This window comes from Paenibacillus sp. 7523-1 (genome assembly GCF_002276415.1).
GTDB classification, from domain to species: Bacteria; Bacillota; Bacilli; order Paenibacillales; family Paenibacillaceae; genus Paenibacillus; species Paenibacillus illinoisensis_A.
The window spans coordinates 22,973-47,277 of record NZ_NPBR01000023.1 but is presented as its reverse complement, the minus strand read 5'-3'; the positions used below and the strand labels follow the sequence as shown (position 1 = coordinate 47,277).

Here is a 24,305-nt window from a genome sequence, read left to right as displayed (position 1 = left end):
GCTGCAAAGGCCGCGGCGGTAAGTATTCATATCTATAAGGACGTTTGTATTAACCCATTTAACCCATACCAAAAAACTTTTTAAATCGTGAGAATGCGCCCTTTTTCTGCTCTAACTGCATCAGTGGAACCGTATCTCCCAGAATGCGACGAGCAATGTTCCGATAGGCAATCGCTGCAAGCGAGTCTGGATTCATGACTGTAGGTTCTCCAGAGTTAGCCGCTTTGATGACAAGTTCATCATCTGGCACAATGCCAATCAGATCAATGTTGAGGACTTGCAAAATACCATCAATATCAAGCATATCGCCCGATTTGACCATGTTGTTCCGAATACGGTTTACAACCAGCTTCGGTGATTGAATATGCGAGCTTTCAAGTAGGCCGATGACCCGATCCGCATCACGTACAGCCGCATTCTCAGGTGTAGTCACCACGATGGCCTGATCTGCTCCAGCGACCGCATTTTTGAATCCCTGTTCAATCCCGGCAGGACAATCGATAATGACATATTCAAAATCTTTTTTCAGTTCCAAAATGATGTCCTTAACCTGTTCCGGTGATACAGAGTTTTTATCTCTTGTTTGCGCTGCAGGCAGCATATACAATTCTTCGAAGCGTTTGTCTTTCACCAACGCCTGATTCAGACGGCAACGCCCGTCTGCCACGTCACACAGATCATAAATGATCCGGTTCTCGAGTCCCATCACGACATCCAGATTGCGAAGGCCGATATCGGTATCTACCAGACAAACTTTTTTTCCGAGCAGCGCCAGCGCTGTTCCGATGTTTGCTGAGGTGGTTGTTTTACCAACGCCGCCTTTACCCGAAGTGATCACGATCGCCTCTCCCATGAGCTACACTCCTTTAAACACATTAAAATCTCGGCGCAACCGAACGATATTGCTCATCTTGTCGATCTGCATCTGATTGTCCTGTAAATAAGCAAATTCCATCCCGGTATCCCGGCTCTCCCATTCGTCAGGGGGACGGCTGATGATATCAGCGATTCGAAGCTGCGTCGGTGCAAATACCGATGCGGCAATGATTGACTCGTCGTCCCCGCCGATCCCAGCGTGGGCCATGCCTCTGAGTGAACCCAAAACATATATATCTCCGGTACACGTCACCGTGCCCCCCGGATTGATATCCCCAAGAAACAGGAGATTCCCTTCGTGATGAAGCACTTGACCTGAACGCACCATGCCACACATCGTAACAATTGGCGGTGGCCCTTTAACCTCTGGTTTAAGGGCTGGTGAATCGATGGAGCGAATGAGCAGATTCCCTTTTTGCTTCAATATGTCTAATATCGCTTCTTTTTGGTCCTCTGTCACTTCGCGGCTGCCCAGTTTGATATCCACATGAACAATCGGTCCGGTCAAAATATTTTGATGGCTGTGTTCCAGCTTATAGCGGAGCTCATAGAGCAATTCCTCGAATTCACATTGATCGTCCAACAGGAAAACCAAGCCGTCTCGGATGCCTTTAATCGTTACGTGATTCGATTTTACCGTCATAAGCCTGTCCCTCCCATCTCATTACATTTCGTGCCCGGGCCTCGAAGTTCCTGCTTTTCACTCTATAAAATGTATCAGGATGCCTCCTGCACCTTGCTCTTTCTTTTGCCGATACGCTCCAGCTGCTTCCGCAGCGGAGTATAAATGATCAGAGCAAACACAAAATGAATGAACAGATTGGGAATCATATATTCAAGCAAAGCCCAGTCAAAGGTCACGTGATTGAGGCGGAAGAGCTTATATAAAAAGAACAACATGGTGTCGTTAAGCAGACTTCCCAAAATGACGACTGTAACCATAACTGGAAGCGGTGCACGCGGTGCCTGGAATATAAGTCCCATCATATAAGCAGATAACCCCATTGCAAATCCATAAGGTCCGATCATCTCTCCATAAAATACAACGTCATGAAGCAGTCCAAAAAAGATGCCGAGCACCAGAGCAGTGTGGCGATGATGATATACAGCGATAAACAGAATGACGATATAGACCAAATTGGCCGAAATGCGCAGCTGCCATCCGGAAGGAATAAGCAGTGGCAAAATCGTTCCTTCGGCGATGAACAAAACGAACAGCAACAGGAACAAGACTTGCTTGCGTGTCACCATTACTCCTTCACCTCGGGAGGAATAACCACCATCAGCTCTTTCCAATCCAGGAAGCTCGCGTAGGGTTCTATCGTTGCTGTACGCGTGAGTCCGTATTCGCCAACTTCAATTTTCTTGACTTCCCCGATTCGCATGTACTTCGGAAAATTATTGATAATACCCGATGAGATAATTTCGTCGCCTTTTTTGATATCAGACTCTTCCGAAATTTTGGTCATCTTAAACATGCCCGTCTTGGGATCAAAACTCTCGATCATGCCAAAAACGGTATCTTCCTTGCCCACCGCCGTTGCTGCTATGGCATTGGAATTGGGATCGTTGGCATCCATCGAGGTTAGCAAATTCACCGTGGAGGTATAGGCACTAACGTGACTGATCACCCCAACCAGACCATCCTGGGAAGTGACGGCCATGCCTGGCTTAATATCCGCATTCTCCCCAATATCAATATTGATTGTTCTGCTATTAGGATCGGAATTGGCACTGATGACCTGAGCAATACGATATTCGTAGTTATACCGATTTCTCTGTTCAGCCGTAAATTTTAGCAAATCCTTATAACGATCATTGGTTTTCTCCATCTCGTTATACTTCAATCGATCCCGGGTATAGTGCCCCATCGCGATTCGCAACTCTTCATTCTCTTGATAAACCGCACGCATGTTCGCTACATCTTTGAAAAAGCCCGCTACAGCAGAAGCGGGCTTGTAAAATACGTATTGTACAAATCCGACTGAATCCTTCAGGAATTTTTCCGGCCAGGATAGAGCGGTTCGCGGACCGAGCGTAAAGCCCATTAACGCGATAAATGTAACAAGGCCCACCAGCAAAACAAAAAGTCTTTTGTTGCCCAGCAGCTTAAACAGTTCGAACACCCTCTAACATCCATATTCTCTTCCGAGCTATGCCCGGCGGGGAGACGTTCAGACTGATAGTCCCTCGAGAATATTCGCTGATCTCCCCGGGTATGCGGGTAATAGCTCTCCCGACCGAAGTCGGGTCCTCTTCGTTGGCGACTGACGCTTAACTCAAACGTGACATTAAGCAATCAGTGCCGGATTAACGTTTGGAACGAACTGCCGAACTGCTTCTGCTTTTGAACAAATGGATGTTCTCCAGAGCTTTACCTGTTCCGATTGCTACACAATCGAGTGGATTTTCTGCTACGATGACCGGCATACCTGTCTCACCAGCCAGCAGCTTGTCCAGATTGCGGAGCAACGCGCCGCCGCCAGTCAACACGATACCGCGGTCCATAATATCTGCCGCAAGCTCAGGAGGACATTTTTCCAAAGTTACTTTCACAGCTTCTACAATAGCATTTACCGTATCTGCCAGAGCTTCGCTGATTTCATCCGATGTAATCGTGATGGTCTTAGGCAGACCTGTTACGAGATCGCGTCCGCGAATTTCCATCGTTTCCACTTGTTCCAATGGCATAGCTGAACCGATTTCCATTTTCAATTGTTCAGATGTACGTTCACCAATCATCAGATTGTACTGACGTTTAATATACTGAATGATCGATTCGTCCATCTCATCACCAGCTACACGAACGGAGCGGCTTGTTACGATTCCGCCGAGGGAAATGACCGCCACTTCAGTCGTTCCTCCACCGATGTCCACAACCATGCTGCCTGTTGGCTCCCATACCGGAAGATCTGCACCAATAGCTGCTGCAAATGGCTCTTCAATCGTGTATGCTTCACGCGCACCGGCCTGTTTTGTTGCATCTTCAACCGCACGTTGTTCTACCGCTGTAATTCCGGATGGTACGCATACCATAACGTTCGGGTGACGTTGGAACATCGAGCGTTGTTTTTGCGCCTGGCGAATAAAGTATTTGATCATCGTTGCCGTCGTATCAAAATCAGCAATAACGCCGTCCTTCATCGGACGAATTGCACGAATGTTACCAGGAGTACGTCCGATCATTTTTTTGGCAGATTCCCCAACAGCCTCAATGCTCTTGGTATCTGTCCGCAGAGCAACCACCGAAGGCTCCCGCACCACAATACCTTTTCCTCGTACATAAACCAGCGTATTCGCTGTCCCCAAATCAATACCCAAATCTTTCGTAAAACCACCAAACATGACGTAATCTCCTTTTCTGCCTCATATTGCCGCCCTATTAACGTTCAGAGCGTTTCATTTTCATTTCCTCTGCCATCCAGCAGGGTTCATCATTCATTGGAATGTACTGCATCTGTAAAGTGAACCTATCTTCTACGGACAACGCCGTCAATATTCATAGGAAAACATCAACGCCAACCATTATATTATACTAAGCCCTTCTCCTTCAAACTTACGTATGTTCCATCGCCGATAATGATGTGGTCCAGCACATCTATGCCCACGATTGAACCTGCTTCGATCAGTCTCTTGGTTATTTGAATATCCTCAGGACTAGGCGTAGGATCACCGCTAGGATGATTGTGTGCGCATACGATCGAGGCACTGCTGCATTTGATGGCAGCACGGAACACTTCACGTGGATGTACAATTGAAGCATTAAGGCTGCCCATGGAGAGTGTTTCCTGGGCAATAATATGATTTTTGCTATTCAGGAAAAGGCACACAAAGTGTTCCTTCTGTAAGTAACGCAGCTGCTCGAGTAAAATATCAGCTGCGTCACGAGGTGTACGGATTGAAGGAGACTGTACCCGTCTGCTCTGCGCAATCCGGTGACCAAGTTCAATACCAGCCTTGAGCTGAACAGCCTTGGCCATACCAATTCCTTTCATGGCAGTCAACTCGTTCAGACTCATATCCATTAGTGAACGAATGCCACCTGCTTCAGTGAGAATGCGCTGTGCCATGTGCACTGCCGATTCCTGCCTCGTACCTGTCCGAAGTAAAATAGCCAGCAGTTCTGCATGGCTTAAGGCGCCCGCCCCATATTCCATCATGCGTTCTCTCGGGCGTTCTTCATGGGGGATGTCGCGCATCATGTACTGAGGCGACTCCATATATTCCCTCTTTTCACATCAATCATTTCCCACAATCAGGCTCGTGGCAGCACATGAACTCCGAATCCATCCAACATGTCGCTGAGCAGGGAAAGAGGCAAGCCCACGACATTAAAGTAACATCCTTCAATGCGGTCTACCAGTGAAGCGCCAATTCCTTGAATTGCATACGACCCTGCTTTGTCCATAGGCTCGCCTGTCTGAACATATGCCCCGATCGTTGCCTCGGACAGTTCCTTCATCGTTACCTCTGTCTGCCGATAGTGCACAACGGACTGTCCATTTCCAGCATCAATACATGCAACACCAGTGAATACACGATGTGTACGTCCCTGAAGTCTGGCGAGCATACGTTCAGCATCCTGTTGATCCACAGGTTTGCCCAGAATGTCTCCATCCAGCACAACGACAGTGTCACTGCCAACAATAATAGCGTCCTGTTCCTGACCTTCAAGCCCACGATAGACAGCCATTGCTTTGCGCATGGCAAGCTCCTGAACCGTCTGTTCAGGAGTCCATTCCGGCGGCGTGTCTTCATCTGCGTGACTCGGTATTACTTTGAAAGCTAGTTGAAGTGAAGCGATCAGATCCTTGCGCCGCGGCGAAGTGGAGGCCAGAATAATAGGGCGCGATTGTAATTTATTCAAAATAAACGGCTCCTTATGCTACGGCGACATCTGTCGTATCACCATAGTAGATGTCATTCGCTTAGTTTCGTCGTCAAAAATCGTCATTCTCCTACAGTCTGCGATACAGCCATACAGCCGCAATAATACCAATCAAACTGAGGAGGCTCATTTGAAATTGAAATGAAATGTCATAACTGATAATATCCAGATCAGCCTGCGGTGACCAACGTATGGTCGTGGCTTTGGTTAGAATGGCTACAGCCTTGACTGGCTGCAGTGCCTTGGCGATCCACGCTCCGGCCATCCAGCCGAGCAGAAGAAACAGTATTAACATGCCGAAGTTTTTTTTCATCGGTTATCTTCCCTCGCCATTTTTTGACACCCACATTATTATACGGGGTTTTGTACGTCAATACAAACACAAATCCGGCAAGGGGAACTATTTCCAGTTCCTTGCCGGACAGGGATTTCGGGGCTGTGTTAGGGGAAGGAAAACTTATTGCTTTATCCCTTCAAGCCATTTTTTCTGCTGCAGAACATAATCCATCAGATCCGCTTGTACCGCCCACATGTGTACATCGGAGGGATTTTTGTTATACTCGGCAACTGCCGTAATTGCACTGTTCATCGATTTTCCCATGGCTGAAACGATCGGCGCTGCTTCTTGTCCGAGACCTGCCGAGAGTTTACCCACACCTGTTATCCAGGCCTGGTGCTGATTCTGTAATGCTGTCATCGTTTCCGAGGCTACAGGCTCTGGATTTGCTTGACCAAGCTGGCCGATGGACAATGTGGATAGTTGTTCCACCAATGCATTGCTGCTGCTGAAGAAGAGCTGAACATCTTCCTCATTCATACCGAGAGCTGCAGAGTCCACAGCAGGATATGCGATCTCTTTGACATACAATTCCACACCCTCCGCCTTAAGACGGGAGCTCAGCAGTTTGGCTTCCTCACGGTCGGAAGAGATGCCCGCATACACCCGATTCCCATCGTCCGGATCCGTTCCTGCAGCGATTCCAGCTTGTGAGAGTTCAAGCTTGGCCTGTTCAGCACGTTCAGGCGAACTAAAAACACCGTACTGAAGCGCATAGTAACTGCCTCCGCTAAGCGCTGACTGTGCTTGTTGGTCCGTCCCGGAAGTACTCTGTACTCCCGTCACACTCGATACTGGTTGATTGGTTTGGGGAAGTACGTCCGGACCTGTTCCTTCCCGATTAAAAAAAGAGAGAATAACCATACCGAAAAGGGCACCGGTGACCAGTGCTCCCGTAACCGAACCAATCATCTTCCAGCCCCTCGGAGGGCGATTTCGCTTGTAGGAGTAATGATCACGATCCGCCATCCAGTCATGACCCACATAATTGCTGTCTTCAGGAAGCTCTTTCTCATTTTCGTCAGGATACACTGTATGATCCGAATAAACATACTGCGACTGTACAGGATCCAGATTCCGGTCCTTTCTCTGATCCTGCTCCAGTATACTTGTCCCGGTCAAGGTGGTCTCTCCCCAATCTCCAGGGATATCCTCCGGTGTCCATGAAGGCGCGACATCGATCCGCGGAGCACTGTGCGATATCTCATCAGATAAGGATGGAAAGGTTCCAATCACCTTCTCATCCTTATGATTCGGCTTGTCCGACTCGTTCTCCCCGAAACGAAACGTCATTCTAGCATTGCTCACCCCGTACCCTCTCCTTTGTCCCATTTATATCAGCTATATGCCCAGAGACAATGAAAGATTCCTAGAAATTCAAAAACCCGCCTGCTTCTTTTCGAAGACAAGCGGGTCATAAAGTGGACTATTTCAGTCCTTTGGCCAGTGTGTCGCCAACCTTCCAGATATCCCCTGCTCCCATCGTGAGGACAAGATCTCCTGGCTGCAGACGATTCTGCAAATCTGCTACCACTTCTTCCTTGGTAGGCAAATAACGAGCAGCAGCATTACTGTTCTGAACAATCAGTTCAACCAGCTTAGCGGAGTGAACACCTTCAATCTGTTTTTCTCCCGCCGGAGAATAGATGTCGGTAATAAGTACCTCATCTGCTTCCGCGAAAGCACGACTAAACGCATCCAGCAGGAAGAAGGTACGCGTATATCTCTGCGGTTGGAACACCGCGATGATACGTTTCCCTGTCGCTTTCGCTGCACTGATGGTTGCCTCAATTTCAGTCGGATGATGAGCATAGTCATCGATGACCAGAATATCCCGTGCTTCACCCAGCACCTGGAATCTGCGTTTGGCACCATGGAACTGAATAATGGCTGCCGTGATCTTCTCAAACGGAATGCCTGCTTCCAGACAGGTAATGACCGTAGCCATGGCGTTGTAGACATTATGTTTGCCTGGAACAGAGAGCTCTACCGTACCCAGTGCGTTACCCTGATGGCTCATGGTGAAGGAGATCCTGCGGTCCCCCAGTACGATATCCGATGCCATATAATCGGCCTTCTGATCAATGCCGTATGTCGTGATTCGGGATTTCAGCTCAGGTAAAATGCTTTGAACGTTCTCATCATCCGCACAGACAATGGCTGTTCCTTCCGGACGAATTTGACTCAAGAACTGTACATACGCTTTTTTGAGCTCCTCGAAGTCGCTGTTGTAATTCTCCAAATGATCGGCTTCGATATTGGTCACAATACCTAGCCATGGATGATACTGCAAAAACGATCCATCACTCTCATCTGCTTCAGCCACGACCCAGTCGCCCTGGCCCGCCTTGGCATTGGTTCCCAAATTCATGATTTCTCCGCCAATGATATACGTCGGGTCAGTATCGCATTTGTCCATGACAAGTGCAATCATTGAGGAAGTCGTCGTTTTGCCATGGGCACCTGCAACCGCAACACCTTTGCGCTCATTGAGCAGGCGCGCCAGCATCTGTGCACGGTGAAGAATCGGAATATTAAGCTGCTCCGCTGCCACTCGCTCCACATTATCCGCCGGAGCTGCTGTAGAGTAGACCACGAGATCTGCTCCATTTACGTGTTCAGCCGTATGTCCGATATATATTTTCGCTCCCTTGGCTGCCAGCTTCTCAGTCAACTCCTGTGAAGCGACGTCCGATCCGGTAACGGTGTATCCCATCTCCAGCATAACTCGTGCGATGGCACTCATGCCATATCCGCCAATCCCTATAAAATGAACGTGTTCTGATGTATTTAACAAAACTTTCACCAACCTTTTTCAGAATCGGTTTGATGCAAAAGGGCTGCCCTCACATCTGCAATGAGATACAGTGTGCCGGACACCACCCCCAGATCTTCCGCTTCCGTCCGTGACTTCAATAGATCAAGTGCCTTCGCCCAATCGGGCTCGACGATGATTTCCAGATTCTCTTTCGCAATGGCGGGACGTAACCGCTCGACGATCTGCAGCAACTCGGCTGCATCCATTTTGCGTCGGAAATCTGGCTCGGTCAGGATCAGCGTATCCACTAGTGGCAGTATATGCTGCAAATACGCTTCGTGATGCTTATTCGCCAGCATGCCCATCATCAAATTTAACTTGTTGTGAGGATATACGTCGACAATGCTCTTGGCCAGTGACTCTGCCCCTTCCGGATTATGCGCACCATCCAGTACAATTCGGGGTTCGTGAACGACCTTCTCGAATCGGCCAGCCCAAAAGGCATTCTCCAATCCAAGGGCAATATCTCTGTCATCCAGAATGAATGCCATGTACTGTCTGAGCAATTCAAGCACCATAAGAGCACCCGCAGCATTATCCATCTGATAGATGCCCTGCATTCGAATGCGAGCATCGAGCTCACGGAACGGTCCTGCAAAATGAAAGGATTGACCGTTCTCATCACTATGGAGTCTATGGTAAGAAAATTGTTCTCCAGACAAATACACAGTTGATCGGACTTGCTGGGCCTTTTCCTGAATCACCTTAACAGCCTCTGGCTGCGTAACACAGGTGACAACAGGTACGCCTGGTTTAATAATGCCTGCTTTTTCTCCCGCGATCGCTTCAATGGTATCACCCAGGACATCCGTATGATCCATACCAATATTCGTAATAACCGAAACCACGGGTGTAACGATATTCGTTACGTCCATCCTTCCCCCCAGTCCAGTCTCCCATACTACTACATCCGGATAACACTCTTCTGCATAGTACAAGAGTGCCAGGGCTGTAGACACTTCGAACATCGTAGGTGATCCAAGAACAGTAGTGGCCATATCTGTGACCAGCGGATGGAGTCGATTCGCTAACTTCAGCAGTGTCTCTTCCGGAATATCCTCGCCGTTGTATTGAAAACGATTCGTGAATTTCGTGATATACGGAGACGTAAACGTTCCTACATCGTACCCCGCCTGAAGCAGCACTGACGTCAAAAAAGCGCAAGTCGAACCTTTTCCGTTCGTTCCCGCGACATGAATAAATTTGAGACGCTGATGAGGATTACCGAGCAATGACATGAGCTCCGTGATTCGTTCCAATCCGGGTCTGATGCCAAAAGGAATAAGGCCATTGATCCAGTCCACAGCCTCGTCATAGGTATGCAGAGGGGCATCTACGCCCGTGCCATTAAGTTCCGTCATATGTTTCACCTTCGGTCCCGAGTTTGATTGAAAAAAGCGGCCGGATGGCATGCTTGCTCTCCATCCGACCCAGAAACATTAACCTTTCAGTTCCTTGATCCGGGCGATGACTTTATCCCGTTTATCCGAATAATCCGCTTGTTTGGCGCGTTCTTCCTCAATAACCTTGGCTGGCGCCTTGGCTACGAAGCCTTCATTCGCCAGCTTTTTCTCTACACGGAGTACTTCGCCTTCAAGGTTCTGCAACTCTTTCTCCAGGCGAGCCACTTCCTGCTCAATATCAATCAGTCCAGCCAGCGGCAAGTAAAGTTCAGCTCCCGTAATTACAGCACTCATGGCCTTATCCGGTGAACTCAGATCAAGTCCGCTGTCGAACTCGGATGTATTGCAGAATCGTTGAATGTAATGGCTGTTGCGTTCGATAATGCTGAATGTCTCGGCGCTGTTCGCTTTTACCATCAATTCAATCTTCTTGCTCATCGGCACGTTTACTTCTGCACGAATATTACGTACGGCACGAATGGTATCCATGAGCAGGTTCATCTCGGCAACGGCTTCCGGATTCTCCAGCGCAGGATCATACACTGGCCAAGATGCAAGTGTAATCGTCTCGCCTTCATGAGGCAGATGCTGCCAGATCTCTTCCGAGATGTAAGGCATAAACGGGTGAATCAGGCGCATGGTGTGGTCCAGGACATAAGCGAGTACCGATTGTGTTTTTTTCTTGGCAACCGGATCTTCACCGTAGAAGGACAACTTGGAAAATTCAATATACCAGTCACAGAGGTCATCCCAGATAAAGTTGTACAGCAATCGTCCTGTTTCACCAAATTCGTATGCTTCGATTAGACGCGTAATATCGCGGGAAGTTTCGTTCAGACGGTGAAGAATCCAATAATCGGCTGTTCCAAGCTCTCCGCTGATGTCGCGATCTTCGTAAGTAAAGCCTTCCAGATTCATCAGTGCGAAACGTGATGCATTCCAGATTTTGTTAGCAAAGTTACGTGCCTGTTCTACCCGTTCCCAGCGGAAACGAAGATCCTGGCCAGGCGTGCTGCTGGTGGAGATCATATAACGCATTGCGTCTGCACCGTATTTCTCAATAACATCCAGCGGATCCACACCGTTACCGAGTGATTTGGACATTTTGCGGCCATCCGCATCACGAACCAGCCCATGCATCAGAACATCTTTGAATGGAATTTCGTCCGTGAACTCCAGAGCTGTGAAGATCATCCGTGCAACCCAGAAATAAATGATGTCATATCCGGTTACAAGCACACTTGTCGGATAGTAACGTTTCAGATCTTCAGTATCTTCAGGCCAGCCGAGCGTGGAGAAAGGCCACAATGCCGAACTGAACCACGTATCCAGAACATCTTCATCCTGTCTCAGCTTACGACCCGCGTACTCTGGCAGTGTTGTTGGATCTTCAGCCGATACAATAATTTCACCAGTCTCATCGTCGTACCAGGCAGGAATACGATGTCCCCACCACAACTGACGTGAGATACACCAGTCACGAACATTTTCGATCCAGTTCAAATACGTTTTCTCAAAACGATCGGGAACGAAGTTTACGCCTTCCCCGTTTTGCTGTTTTTGAATGGCTCTTTCGGCGAGAGGCTTCATCTCAACAAACCATTGTGTGGACAAATAAGGCTCAACCACAGCTCCCGTCCGTTCGCTGTGTCCAACCTGGTGTGTGTGATCCTCAATGTTGATCAAAACACCCAGTTCCTGCAAATCTGCAACGATCTGTTTGCGGCAGTCACTGCGATCCATACCCTGATATTTGCCTGCTTCCGCATTCATGGTACCTGTCTCATCCATTACTATGATCTGAGGCAGATTGTGGCGAAGACCCACTTCAAAGTCATTCGGATCATGTGCAGGTGTAATTTTTACAGCACCGCTTCCGAATTCCTTATCTACATAATCATCTGCAATAACCGGAATTTCCCGGCCGATGATTGGCAGGATCAGCGTTTTGCCAATCATGTCTGTATAACGTTCATCTTTTGGATGAACCGCAACTGCAGTATCACCGAGCATCGTCTCCGGACGAGTCGTTGCTACCGTAACATAACCGCTTCCGTCCTTAAGTGGGTATTTCAGATGATACAGGTGTCCCTGAACCTCTTTGTACTCAACCTCAATGTCAGACAATGCAGTACGGTTCACCGGATCCCAGTTAATAATGCGTTTGCCTCTGTAAATCAGGCCTTTTTCATATAGTTGAACAAACACTTTGCGCACCGCTTGGGAAAGCCCTTCATCGAGCGTGAAGCGTTCACGTGAATAATCCAGGGAGAGTCCCATTTTACCCCACTGCTGACGGATCGTTGTCGCGTATTGGTCTTTCCAATCCCAGACTTTATCCAGGAACTTCTCGCGTCCAAGATCATAGCGGGTCAAACCTTCTTCACGCAGCTTTTGCTCTACTTTGGTTTGAGTCGCAATACCTGCATGGTCGGAACCTGGGAGCCACAAAGCGTCATATCCTTGCATCCGTTTGGTTCGGATCAGAATATCCTGGAGTGTAAAATCCAGTGCATGCCCGATATGAAGCATACCGGTTACATTCGGGGGTGGAATTACAATGGTAAACGGTTCAGCATCCTTGCGCTGACCAGCCTTGAAATATCCACGTTCTGTCCAGGTAGAATACCATTTCTGCTCCGCAGCTTTCGGATCATACGTAGTCGGCATTTCTGTTGCCGCTGATTTTTTTTCTTCAGACATGTGTCATTCCTCCGTTACTTAATCATCATCGCCAAAAAACAAAAAAACCTTTCATCCATCAAAGGACGAAAGGTTAGCTTTCGCGGTACCACCTTTGTTTCACGCAGACAGAAAGAAACACCATGCCTTTCTGAGGCTATCGTGACACTTCAAGCAGATAACGGCTGCTACCGGCCCATCCTACTTCAGGAACAAACAAATCACAATGACATGTTTCATCGTTCCTCATATTCAAACAGGCAACTCCCGGGCGACTTCGATCAGTAGGTTCCTGCGGAATTTCTCAGCGCTGCAATCCCGCTCTCTGAAAGGCCTTGCTGTCTACTACTCCCATTCGACGTTGTTCTTTAAAAAACCTAAACACATCATACCCTGACCGTGCCCGATAGTCAACCTGACAACAGCGGAAACGGGCGGCAGCCCTGCATCTTAAGCCAAAAAGCAGCAAAAACCTGCAATCCTTATTGGATTGCAGGTTGATATGGACGTTATTTTACAAGTCAGAGGTCAGGGGATGTATAGAATCTGCCCTTCTTCAACGACTTGTTCAGTTAAACGATTGTACAACTGGAGCTCCCGGGTACTCAATTGATAGCGGTCAGCAATGCTATCCAAGGTCTCTTCCCGCTGGACGATGCACAGTTTAACTTTGCGGAATGGTGTCTGATCCACAATCGTGCCCAAAAACAGGTTCTTCCACTGAACATCTTCTGCCTGGTAGGCTTCTTCCTGTACGGAGCCAGCGACCGACTCGTCCTCCCGATCCGTTTCTGTATCCCGCACCGACCTACCCGAGGACAACAGGGACGAGATCCCGACCCCTTCTTCCTGTCTTGGTGAAGACTCCCTCTTGCTGCCAAACGCTACTTTGAGCTCTGGCTTGTCTTCTGTCTCAGCCACAGGTTCAGGAATGAACGAAACAGGCTCTGAAGATTCATCTGCATCCACTGCTCCCGGTGCAGAAGGTCTTTCCCCCTCGGCAGATTCCAGTTCAGACGCTGCAAACACATCCTGCCAATTCTCTGCTGGCTTCTCAGCCTCCGTCTGATCTTCCTGCGGTGAACCTGACCTGGAAGATTCGAAGTTCCAGACATTCGAAACAGCCAAGTCTTCCGATGGTTGTTGGTTCAGCTCCGTGTTTGTATGTAAGGTCTCCACGGAAGGCTCGGCCCAGACAGATGGTGATTCCTCAGCCAGAGGTAGCAATGGCTCTGACTCCGGATAAGAAGCCAACCGGTCTGCAGTCTCCGCCATAAAAGATGAGACGGGTGAAGGTGAGGCGGGTACTTCATTATCGGCTACTTCATCTTCTTGGGTGATTAATGAAGGAGCGTTATCTTCAGCAGGTCTTTTCTGATATTCTTCTTCATCTTGATTCTCGAGCGTATCAGCATAGATCTGTTGCGGTGCAGGGGTTAACTGTTCTTCCGGCTGCGCATCTTCTTCATAACGGATGCTTTCTTCAGCGGCTTGCTGTGGATACCCAGGGATTTCTGCTGCGTATAGAGACTCGGCCGTTATAGGCAGACCTTCCTCTTCACTGCGCTGCAGCAGATATTCCTGAGCAAAAGTGTTCAACCCGGCATCTGCATCCTCTGCCTCCGGAGCGCGGTTAACCTGCTGCGGATCAGGCGAGTGTACCACAGTAAATTCTTCCGCTGACCAGGCCTGCGGCTCTTCAACAGGAAAGCCCTCAATGCCACGCAGTGACAACACACCTGTAATATTCAAGCTTCGGCTGGATAATAAATCCACATCAAAGTTTTCAATCTCAATCGAGATATCCTCAAGCGATCTTACCCGATTCAGGGGAACCGTGATCTCAACCGGAATAAAATGTTTCAGTTCCTCCGATATCTCGTTCTCTCCCCGATACGCACCTGTAAGTAAAAGATGGCCTCGCAACGTTGCATGATCATCCTGACCGATGACTTGAATACGCGGGTATAACTCAATTTCCTCCAGTTCCTCAATGGCAGGGACTCCCTCGGACAAATGAACGCGCTCATAAATATCGAACCGTAAACCATAAGGTTGATTCAACAAAGGTGGCGTCCTCCTTTCGGCATATGTTCACCATGATCCTTCTCATGGGACTGATCCATGGTCCAAATCCTTCGTTACCCCATCTATATGCCATCGATGAGATGAGCATGCCACCTTTGTTCAAAGCTTGCCTTTTTATTAGGTTGTTCGTTCCCGCTCGGCTAGCTGTTCCAAATCAGAAGGCCACGGATCTCGAACTTCAATCAGCGCTCCCGTGAGCGGATGATTAAATTTTAACACTTCACCATGAAGTGCCTGGCGCCCAATGGCATCAGGCTTTCCTCCATACAGCTGATCGCCAACAAGCGGGTGTCCGGCATAACTCAGATGCACTCTGATCTGATGCGTACGTCCTGTATCCAGTATTAGTCGCACAAGTGTAGCACGCTCCCACACTTCTACAATCTCTACATGTGTTACTGCGTCCTGCCCACTCTCGGAAATGCGTCTGCGCTGCTTGTGATGCCTGTCCTTACCGATGGGCGCATCAATTTTGCTGCATTCCGGAGATACCTGCCCTTCAGCAATGGCTACATACTGACGCCCAATTTCTTTGCGACGCATTGCCTCATCCAATTTTGCCAGAGCAAAAGCATTCTTGGCATAGAGAACAGGGCCTGTTGTATCTTCATCGAGGCGATGCACATGGCGCACGCTGGTGTCGATACCGTTGATCTCATAATAAGAGGCGACAGCGTGATCCAGCGTAATGGCATGATCGGCACGAGATCCATCCGGATGCAGCTTCATACCCGCAGGTTTATGTACAACCAGACTAAAATCATCCTCGTACAGCACCTCAATCTCTGCCCACCGGGGTTCAACATCAATGGGCTGAGATGCAAAAAGGGCCAGCCGAAGCCGGTCCCCTGCGAGTTGAATTCCGTGATTTGCCTTGAGCTGACGAAACAGCTTTTCTGGAAACGAAAGTTCAGTGAGCAGCCATTGCTCTGCCGCAAGCTGTCTGTCTGGACTGCCTGTTACCACTTTGCCTGGCATCAGCTCCAGCCATTCCCCACGACGCTTCCAACTTTTGATCGTCATAGAGATTGTAGAGCCTTGCGGTTTGCTTCAATCGTATCGTCAATATCCTGCTCTGTATGCACACCAGAGACGAACATGCCCTCAAATTGGGAAGGTGCCACGCTTACACCCTCATCAATCATTGCTGCAAAGTAGCGAACAAACTGATCCAAATTGCTTCCTTTGGCTATATCGTAATTGGTAACAGGTACACTGCTGAAGAACGGACATACCATGGAACCAACGCGATTGATCGTTACTGCAATACCCGCCTCTGCCGCATTCTTTTCGAAGCCAGCCTGCAAACGAGCCGACAACGTCTCCAAACGATCATAGACTTCCGGTGTCAACAGTTTGAGGGTGGTATAGCCTGCTGCCATAGCCAGTGGGTTACCACTCAGTGTTCCCGCTTGATAGATCGGACCGGTTGGAGCGATCTGCTCCATCAGATCCCGACGACCACCATATGCTCCGACCGGAAGGCCGCCGCCGATAACTTTACCGAGACATGTCAGATCGGGCGTAACACCATACCGCCCCTGTGCACAGTTCAAGCCAACACGGAAACCGGTCATGACTTCATCAAAGATGAGCAGGCTGCCGTACTGGCTCGTCAGGCTGCGCAGACCTTCAAGAAAGCCCGCTGCCGGAGGTACAACGCCCATATTCCCAGCCACAGGCTCAACAATGACAGCAGCCAGCTCCTCACCAAAACGTTCAAAGGCAAGACTAACCGATTCCAGATCATTGTATGGCACAGTAATCGTATTGGTAGCAACCCCTTCAGGAACTCCAGGACTGTCTGGCAATCCAAGGGTAGCGACACCGGAGCCCGCTTTGATCAGCAAGCTGTCCGCATGTCCGTGATATGAACCTTCAAACTTCAGAATTTTGCTGCGGCCCGTTGCACCGCGCGCCAATCTGATGGCACTCATGGTTGCTTCCGTACCCGAGTTGACCATCCGCACAATATCGATGGAAGGTACGCGTTCGCAAACAAGTTTAGCCATCTCGGTCTCCAGCAGCGTTGGAGCACCAAAGCTCGTTCCTTTCAGAGCTGTTTCACGCAGTGCTTCAACGACATCAGGATGGGCATGTCCCATAATAAGTGGTCCCCATGAGCCCACATAATCAATAAATACATTGCCATCAATATCGTAAATTTTGGACCCTTCTCCACGTTCTGCATAGATCGGGGTAAGTCCTACGGATTTGAATGCCCGAACGGGGCTGTTTACGCCTCCAGGTATGTACTGCTTGGCTTCCTCGAATGCGCTGCGTGAGCGCTCATCGTTTCGTCTTTTTCCTGATTGTGCAGTCATGAACATCCTCCTTAATATGAAGGCCCCGCTCCTTATATGAACAGTAAACTGATCTATACAAGCGACATAACAGGGTCGTGCAGGGCCTTGCTATATGTTGATCATTTGATAACGACGCTCTTAGCAAACGTGTAATTACATAGAACTATTACTTCTCAGCCAACCAGCGGGAGGCATCTTTTCCGTAATACGTAATGATCATATCCGCACCCGCGCGTTTCATGCTGAGCAGAATTTCCATGGCGACCTTTTTCTCATCAATCCAACCCTGTATTGCTGCAGCCTTCACCATGGCATACTCACCACTTACATTGTAGGCCACAAGCGGGAGGTCAAATTGATCCTTGATTGTGCGCATCACGTCCAGATAGGAGAGTGACGGTTTCACCATCAGCATGTCTGCTCCCTCAAGCACATCCGTTTCAGCTTCGCGCAGTGCCTCGCGGGCATTAGCCGGGTCCATCTGATATGATTTGCGATCTCCAAACTGTGGGGTGGAATCCGCTGCTTCACGGAAGGGACCATAAAAAGCAGATGCATATTTAACGGAGTATGACATGATTGGAATATGGCTGAAACCATTCTCATCCAGTCCTGCCCGAATGGCCTGAACGAATCCATCCATCATATTGGATGGGGCAATAATATCCGCGCCTGCTTTGGCTTGGGATACAGCTGTTTTCACTAGCAAATCCAGTGATTCATCATTCAGAACATCTCCGCAGATATGTCCGTCAACTTCCACGGTATGCACCATACCGCAGTGGCCGTGATCCGTAAATTCACACAGGCAGGTATCTGCCACAACCAGCAGGTCGGGATACCAGGACTTAATCAATTTCGTTGCTTCCTGCACAATACCATCTTCAGCGAAACCAGAAGAACCAATACTATCCTTTGTCTCAGGAATACCGAACAACAACACGGCCGGAATTCCCAGATCGGCAATCTCTTTTACCTCTTCCTGCAGACGGTCAAGAGAAAAACGGAATACGCCTGGCATAGATTTGATCTCGGATTTTACGTTTTCACCGTAAGTTACATAGATGGGCTGGATAAAATCATCCACGGTCAGATGAGTCTCTCTAACCATATTGCGGATGCCTGCGGATTGACGTAAGCGACGGTGTCGTATAATTGGGAAACTCATATAGATACATCCTCTCTTAGAGTAAAGTAGAGCAAAAAGGGAAGCGCGCCGGTATCCTAACGAATTCAGCACGCTTCATCAATCTGCATTTTGGTATATGGATACAATCTATTACAATAGCGATACAATTCCTAAATCAACGAGGCATAGCCCCTTCTGGAGAAGGCGTCCGTTTCCATTCAATCAGCGCAGAGATCATACTTTCGATCGTTGCTTCTGCGGCCATCAGTGTCACCTTCAACCCAGCCGCTTCTGCCGTCTTGGCAGTCACTGGCCCGATGCAAGCAACCTCGACATTTTTTAACAACGGTAATGGATCTTGGAGCCCCATCCGTTTAAGCATCTCCATGAAGTTCGTAACCGTTGAAGAGCTCGTGAACGTCACCGCGTGAATACCGCCTTCTTCCAGCAGCTTCAGAAGTTCATCATCATCCTCTCCCGCGAGTACGGTGTCATAGATGATCGCTTCCGTGACCTCAAGTCCGCGTTCCTTCAACTGGTCAGGCAACCAGGATCGTGCCAGATCACCGTGGGGAAGCAGCACTTTCTGACCTTTTTTCAGTTGACTCTCAAAAGCCTCCAGCATACCTTCCTGCTGAAAAGGCCCTTTGACCACTTCGGCAACAATACCGTGCTTGCGCAAGGCCTCGGCAGTTGTAGGTCCGACTGCAGCAACTCTTGCTTGATGCATGGCCCGGATATCCTTGCCTTGCTCTTCCAGGTGACGGAAGAAAAACTCCACACCGTTTACGCTCGTGAAAAATACCCAATCAAATGTATTTAACGCACCGAAGGCATCCTTGACACTTTGTTTTGCAGTTTCACTCGAAGGCATAACGGTTTCGATAACTGGAAACTCATACGGTTCACCACCAAGTTCCTCGATGCGGTTCACCAGTTCACTCGCCTGACTGCGAGCGCGCGTCACCAGAATTCGTTTACCGAACAACGGTAGTACCTCAGCCCATTTCAATTGCTCACGTTGATTCACCACTTCCCCCACAACAATGACTGCAGGCGGTTGGAAGTTGGCAGCAATGACCTTGGCTTCTATATTTTCAAGCGTACCCACAAGGGTATCCTGCTCAGCTCTTGTTCCCCAACGAACCAGTGCGACGGGTGTCTGTGCCGGACGGCCATGACGGATGAGCTGTTCACTAATATAGCCGATCTTGGCTACACCCATCATAAATACCAGTGTTCCCGTTGCGTTCGTTACTTTATCCCAATGAATGCTGCGATCCAGCTTGTCCGGGCTTTCATGCCCTGTAATAATGGAAATGGATGATGCATAATCGCGGTGAGTCACCGGTATTCCGGCATAAGCAGGCACACTTATGGCTGCGGTAACCCCAGGCACGATTTCAAAAGGAACGCCGTTTTTGTGCAGCAGGTCTGCCTCTTCTCCGACGCGTCCAAATATCGTTGGATCTCCGCCTTTCAGCCGAACAACCACTTTCCCCTCAAGGGCCAGATCGACGAGCAGCTGATTAATCTCTTCCTGTTTCATCGTGTGACGGTCAGGCCGCTTGCCTACGTAAATCTTCACTGCGCCAGGCTTCATCTGTTTCAACAATCTCGGACTGGCCAAACGATCATAGACTACAGCATCTGCTTTGCCGATAGACTCCCATCCTTTTACCGTTATCAGCTTAGCATCCCCTGGACCTGCTCCTACCAAAAAGACCTTTCCCACCATGTCCTCATCCCCTAACTTCTGCCAGTATCTGCTCTGCTCCCCGTTCAATCAATCTCCATGCTACTTCTTCTCCAAGACGTACCGGATCTGTTCCGGTCAGAGCTTCTTTAAGGATCAGTCCGCCATCCGGCGTACCAACCATACCCGTTAATTGTAACGTGTTTTGCCCATTCGGGGAATCTGTATCTTGCTGACGATTCCAGACGGCATGAGCACCGATAGGCACCTGGCAGCCTCCATTCAATACACTGAGGAATTTACGTTCTGCCAAAACGGGAGAAGCAGTCTCCGGATCATTATACAGCTTCAACAGATGAAGCAGCTCCTCGTCGTCCTCACGGCATTCAATACCCAGTGCACCCTGGCCAACGGCAGGAAGGCAAGCCTCTTCGGACAGATACTCGGTAATCCGATCCTGCCAGCCCATTCGATATAATCCTGCAGCAGCTAAAATAATAGCATCGAGACCCTCCGTCTCCAGCTTGCGAAGACGTGAGTCAATGTTACCACGCAGGGATTCGAGCTGCAGATCCGGGCGGTATGCCTTTAACTGACTGGAACGACGGAGACTGCTTGTCCCCACTCTCGCCCCTTCCGGCAATTGATCCAAAGATAGCCCCCCATTGGAGATCAGGGCATCACGCGGATCGGCACGGCGCGGAACAGCACCATTGATTAATCCTTCCGGCAGTTCGGACGGCATATCCTTCATGCTGTGCACAGCCATATCAATGGTACGATCCAACATGGCCTGTTCGATCTCTTTGACAAACAGTCCTTTGCCACCGACTTTGGACAGCGTTACATCGAGAATCAAGTCTCCCTTCGTAACGATCTTATGTACTTCAAAGTCAAATGCTAAACCTTCCCGCTCACAAATGCTTCGTAAATCCTGAATTACATGTCCTGTCTGTGTCAAAGCCAGTGCGCTTTGTCTGCTTCCCACTTTAATTGTACGCATATCTACAGCTCCTCCTGATTACGGGATATCCAGTTCCCGATTTCTTCTTCTGTCCACCACCGAAATTGCCCTGCACGGATATCCTCCAGCACATTCATTTCAGTCAACCGCCGCAGTAAAATGCTTCGTACACGCGGAGACGACACACGTGACTTCACTTGAATCCTCATCTGATGTAGAAATTCAATATACGTCTCGTATTCTTCGCCAAATTGCTGCTCCAGTGTAGACCGAATCTCTGCGGCAGCTGCCGGTCCTGCTCCAGCTGTTGAGATCGCAATGCTCAATCTTCCACGCCTGACTACACTGGGGGTGATGAAAGCACTGTTCTCGGAAGACATCGCATCATTCACCAGTATGCCCGCATCGTTAGCTTCCTGTACTACCTGTGCGTTGACTTCAACGTGATCCGTTGCTGCATATACGAGAAAGGCCCCCCGCAAATCACCTTTGCGGTAGGACCGGGCTATCCACTCAATTCGGGAATCCTGATGCAGTTGTTTCAGCTCCGATGTGATTTCCGGACTAAACACCTTAATATGCGCTTCGGCGTGTAGCAAACCTTTAATCTTACGTTCGGCAACACGTCCGCCCCCAACAACGCAGCAGGTTTTGCCTGAAGTATTTACATATAACGGCGTATAGCGATCCATAGTCCTCACTCCCCTGTCCAACGATGAAACGCTGAATACGCATTGGTTAAAAAGCTCATAATGACAAAACCATATCCAATCAATGTCCATCTTGCCATGATGATGTTGGAAAACTGTTTTCTCTGCTTAGAAACGAAATAACCGATATAGATCGCGATAGCGAGACCTGTTGCAATGACTTTCAGATCCAGAAGCAGATACCACCTGGTCTCAGCGACAATGGATAATACGGCCAGCACCACGGAGACGCCAAGTAACGGTGTTCCGATCAATGTTGCGCCATCCATGTATTTGCCAATGACTTCAAGACTCGGCATCCGCCGCATCGTATCATTCCATTTTTTGTTTTTCAATTTACGGTGCAGGAACAGATACAACATGGCGAAGACCGCAGCTACCGTGAGTGCTGCAAAGCCCAAATTTGCCAGCGTAATGTGCATGATCAGCAGCCCGTGAACGGTCTGCCAGTTATGCAGCGAGATCTCCCCAGCTGTAAACCACAATCGATTCAGTACGGTAACTGAGAAGCCCACAATATTCAATAGCAGGATGACAAATTCCGAACGCTGGACACGTATCATCCCCAGGGACATCAATACGATACTAAACGAAAAGATAAACAGAAAATCAAACGTTGTATAGATCGGAAAATGGCCCTCGGTCCACATTCGCAAAATCACATGAACGACCTGAAGCAGCCAGACAACAACAAGAAACCCTGTGCCCGTTCGCTTCGCCCCCGCATTCCGTCGAATGCAGTCCGAGAAATAGAACAGAAGGCTCAGGGCATACATATAGATCAGAGCTTCATAGATTTGTTCAGAAAGGGTCAAGCTGTTCACCCGCCCTTATACACTTGCCGGAGCATAAGCCGGCATTGCATCTTGCCGGTTGTCTTTAAGATGAACGGCGGCCGGTTTACCCAAGGCCGAGGCATCGCTTTGGTTTACTTTTTCTGCTGCCGTTTCCACTGCATCCTCCAAGGCAAAAATTTGGGTGAACATGCGTAGTGCTTCATCTCCATGCTTGCCGCCAGCCATTTCCTTGATCCGGTTGATCGGATCTGTCGTCATTTGATTCACGATGCTTTTGGTCAAACGACGGATAACCTTACGCTGATGTTCGTCGAGCTCAGGCAGTTTATTAAAGAGACTCTCCATCGTATCTTCATGAATGGAAGCTCCTTTCTCCTGCAATGCCCGAATCACCGGGCGAACACCTAATGTTTTGAGCCAGTGATAGTAGTCTTCCATCTCCAGTTCAATCATTTTTTCGATTTTGGCCGCTTCCACCTTGCGCATCTCCAGATTGCTCTCCACGATCCCTTCCAGATCATCAATATCATAAAGGAATACGTTGGATAACTCTCCGATGGCCGGATCAATATCCCGAGGAACTGCAATATCGATCAGGAATAATGGACGTGATTGACGACGCTTCATGCTCTCACGGACAACGGAAGCATCCAGAACATATCGCTCTGCACCTGTTGAACTGATGACAATATCAACCTCACTCAGTCTCTCCAAAGCCTGCTCCATCGTACAAGGGGTTCCCCTGAACTTGGCAGCCAGCTCCTGAGCCCTTGCAAGAGTTCTGTTCGCTACAATGACCTCTGAGGCTCCATTGGCGTACAGATGCTTGACCGTCAACTCACTCATTTTGCCCGCTCCAAGAATGAGTACCTTCTTGTCCGTAAACATGCCAAAAATACGTTTCCCCAGTTCAACAGCTGCGTAACTGACCGAGACTGCACTTTCTCCAATGGAAGTCTCCGAATGTGCTCTCTTGCCCAGAGTTACCGCCTGTTTGAACAACATGTTAAACCAGGTGCCTGTCGATTTCTCTTCCTGGGCAGTGAAAAAGGCCTGCTTCACCTGTCCAAGAATCTGTGTTTCACCAATCACCATGGAATCCAATCCGCAAATGACACGGAACAAATGGCGAATGGCTTGATCATCTTCATATATATATAAGTGTTGCGTAAATTCTTCCCGCGGAACATTAAACCATTGTTCCATAAACGTACGAATAAAATAACCACACATGTGAAGACGGTCTACCACAACATACAACTCGGTACGGTTACATGTGGCTACGATTACACCTTCCAATACACTCTTGGTCAGCTTGAGCTGCTGCAGCGCTTCAGACAAGTCTTTTTCTGCAAATGTGAATCGTTCCCTAACCTCTACAGGCGCCGTGCGATAATTCAAACCAACTACAACGATGTGCATTGCAAGTTCACCTGCCTAATAAATTTCCAATCAAAGTGTTTTCTACATATCTCCATCCATTTATGCTTGACATGGTTAATTATATCACACATCATGACCGTGACCGGGCCATTTTTATGAAATGTTTATGAAATCCCCATGTAGATTATCCTATGCATTGTCATTTATTGTAGTGTCTCACCAATCTTC

General features: G+C 48.8%; 21 protein-coding genes and 1 other annotated feature. All 21 genes read right to left on the bottom strand.

The genetic code is table 11. The features are described from left to right. Window positions 1-58 precede the first annotated feature (58 nt). Window positions 59-853 carry a septum site-determining protein MinD gene (gene minD / locus CHH60_RS23540; RefSeq protein WP_024633965.1) on the bottom strand — a complete coding sequence of 265 codons (795 nt, stop codon included), beginning with the start codon at window positions 851-853 and terminating at the stop codon, window positions 59-61. Between the two features lie 3 nt (window positions 854-856). Continuing rightward, window positions 857-1,519 (bottom strand): septum site-determining protein MinC, encoded by a 663-nt coding sequence (gene minC / locus CHH60_RS23535; RefSeq protein ID WP_095293315.1) that lies wholly within the window; start codon window positions 1,517-1,519, stop codon window positions 857-859. A gap of 74 nt (window positions 1,520-1,593) precedes the next feature. Further along, the gene (mreD, locus tag CHH60_RS23530) at window positions 1,594-2,127 is read right to left on the bottom strand and encodes a rod shape-determining protein MreD (protein ID WP_095361431.1); all 534 of its coding nucleotides are present in this window, start codon (window positions 2,125-2,127) and stop codon (window positions 1,594-1,596) included. After that, entirely contained in the window at window positions 2,127-3,002 is an 876-nt protein-coding gene (gene mreC, locus CHH60_RS23525) for a rod shape-determining protein MreC (RefSeq protein WP_095361430.1), read from the bottom strand. Before mreC ends, mreD begins: the two co-directional genes overlap by 1 nt. A gap of 184 nt (window positions 3,003-3,186) precedes the next feature. Next, on the bottom strand, window positions 3,187-4,221 hold the full coding sequence (locus CHH60_RS23520) for a rod shape-determining protein (protein ID WP_095293312.1): 1,035 nt from the start codon (window positions 4,219-4,221) through the stop codon (window positions 3,187-3,189). A 185-nt stretch (window positions 4,222-4,406) separates the two neighbouring features. Beyond that, the gene (gene radC / locus CHH60_RS23515) at window positions 4,407-5,096 is read right to left on the bottom strand and encodes a RadC family protein (RefSeq protein ID WP_095361429.1); all 690 of its coding nucleotides are present in this window, start codon (window positions 5,094-5,096) and stop codon (window positions 4,407-4,409) included. A 35-nt stretch (window positions 5,097-5,131) separates the two neighbouring features. Then, entirely contained in the window at window positions 5,132-5,743 is a 612-nt protein-coding gene (locus CHH60_RS23510; protein WP_095361428.1) for a Maf family protein, read from the bottom strand. A 91-nt stretch (window positions 5,744-5,834) separates the two neighbouring features. Beyond that, window positions 5,835-6,077, bottom strand: coding sequence for a DUF4321 domain-containing protein (locus tag CHH60_RS23505; RefSeq protein ID WP_095293309.1), 243 nt, complete (start codon window positions 6,075-6,077; stop codon window positions 5,835-5,837). A 144-nt stretch (window positions 6,078-6,221) separates the two neighbouring features. Next, entirely contained in the window at window positions 6,222-7,409 is a 1,188-nt protein-coding gene (locus CHH60_RS23500; RefSeq protein ID WP_176476181.1) for an SPOR domain-containing protein, read from the bottom strand. A gap of 118 nt (window positions 7,410-7,527) precedes the next feature. Beyond that, the gene (murC, locus tag CHH60_RS23495; protein ID WP_255248065.1) at window positions 7,528-8,847 is read right to left on the bottom strand and encodes a UDP-N-acetylmuramate--L-alanine ligase; all 1,320 of its coding nucleotides are present in this window, start codon (window positions 8,845-8,847) and stop codon (window positions 7,528-7,530) included. A 56-nt stretch (window positions 8,848-8,903) separates the two neighbouring features. Next, complete coding sequence (locus tag CHH60_RS23490) at window positions 8,904-10,280, bottom strand: bifunctional folylpolyglutamate synthase/dihydrofolate synthase (protein WP_095361444.1); 1,377 nt, start codon at window positions 10,278-10,280, stop codon at window positions 8,904-8,906. A 78-nt stretch (window positions 10,281-10,358) separates the two neighbouring features. Next, window positions 10,359-13,025, bottom strand: coding sequence for a valine--tRNA ligase (locus CHH60_RS23485; protein ID WP_095361425.1), 2,667 nt, complete (start codon window positions 13,023-13,025; stop codon window positions 10,359-10,361). A 58-nt stretch (window positions 13,026-13,083) separates the two neighbouring features. Beyond that, window positions 13,084-13,372: a binding site (T-box leader), on the bottom strand. A 160-nt stretch (window positions 13,373-13,532) separates the two neighbouring features. Further along, window positions 13,533-15,071: a LysM peptidoglycan-binding domain-containing protein gene (locus CHH60_RS23480; RefSeq protein ID WP_095361424.1), complete on the bottom strand. Its 1,539-nt coding sequence runs from the start codon at window positions 15,069-15,071 to the stop codon at window positions 13,533-13,535. Between the two features lie 138 nt (window positions 15,072-15,209). Beyond that, window positions 15,210-16,115: an RluA family pseudouridine synthase gene (locus CHH60_RS23475; RefSeq protein WP_095361423.1), complete on the bottom strand. Its 906-nt coding sequence runs from the start codon at window positions 16,113-16,115 to the stop codon at window positions 15,210-15,212. Continuing rightward, window positions 16,112-17,416 carry a glutamate-1-semialdehyde 2,1-aminomutase gene (hemL, locus tag CHH60_RS23470; protein ID WP_095361422.1) on the bottom strand — a complete coding sequence of 435 codons (1,305 nt, stop codon included), beginning with the start codon at window positions 17,414-17,416 and terminating at the stop codon, window positions 16,112-16,114. The genes CHH60_RS23475 and hemL overlap by 4 nt, the downstream gene beginning before the upstream one ends. A 148-nt stretch (window positions 17,417-17,564) precedes the next feature. Then, window positions 17,565-18,566 (bottom strand): porphobilinogen synthase, encoded by a 1,002-nt coding sequence (hemB, locus tag CHH60_RS23465; RefSeq protein WP_095361421.1) that lies wholly within the window; start codon window positions 18,564-18,566, stop codon window positions 17,565-17,567. 136 nt (window positions 18,567-18,702) lie between these two features. Continuing rightward, window positions 18,703-20,265 carry a uroporphyrinogen-III C-methyltransferase gene (gene cobA / locus CHH60_RS23460; protein WP_095361420.1) on the bottom strand — a complete coding sequence of 521 codons (1,563 nt, stop codon included), beginning with the start codon at window positions 20,263-20,265 and terminating at the stop codon, window positions 18,703-18,705. Window positions 20,266-20,269: 4 nt separating this feature from the next. Then, window positions 20,270-21,226 carry a hydroxymethylbilane synthase gene (hemC, locus tag CHH60_RS23455; RefSeq protein WP_095361419.1) on the bottom strand — a complete coding sequence of 319 codons (957 nt, stop codon included), beginning with the start codon at window positions 21,224-21,226 and terminating at the stop codon, window positions 20,270-20,272. A gap of 2 nt (window positions 21,227-21,228) precedes the next feature. After that, on the bottom strand, window positions 21,229-21,879 hold the full coding sequence (locus tag CHH60_RS23450) for a precorrin-2 dehydrogenase/sirohydrochlorin ferrochelatase family protein (protein ID WP_095361418.1): 651 nt from the start codon (window positions 21,877-21,879) through the stop codon (window positions 21,229-21,231). A 5-nt stretch (window positions 21,880-21,884) separates the two neighbouring features. After that, the gene (ccsA, locus tag CHH60_RS23445) at window positions 21,885-22,712 is read right to left on the bottom strand and encodes a cytochrome c biogenesis protein CcsA (RefSeq protein WP_375335150.1); all 828 of its coding nucleotides are present in this window, start codon (window positions 22,710-22,712) and stop codon (window positions 21,885-21,887) included. A 15-nt stretch (window positions 22,713-22,727) separates the two neighbouring features. Next, window positions 22,728-24,116, bottom strand: coding sequence for a glutamyl-tRNA reductase (hemA, locus tag CHH60_RS23440; RefSeq protein ID WP_095361417.1), 1,389 nt, complete (start codon window positions 24,114-24,116; stop codon window positions 22,728-22,730). Between the last annotated feature and the right edge of the window lie 189 nt (window positions 24,117-24,305).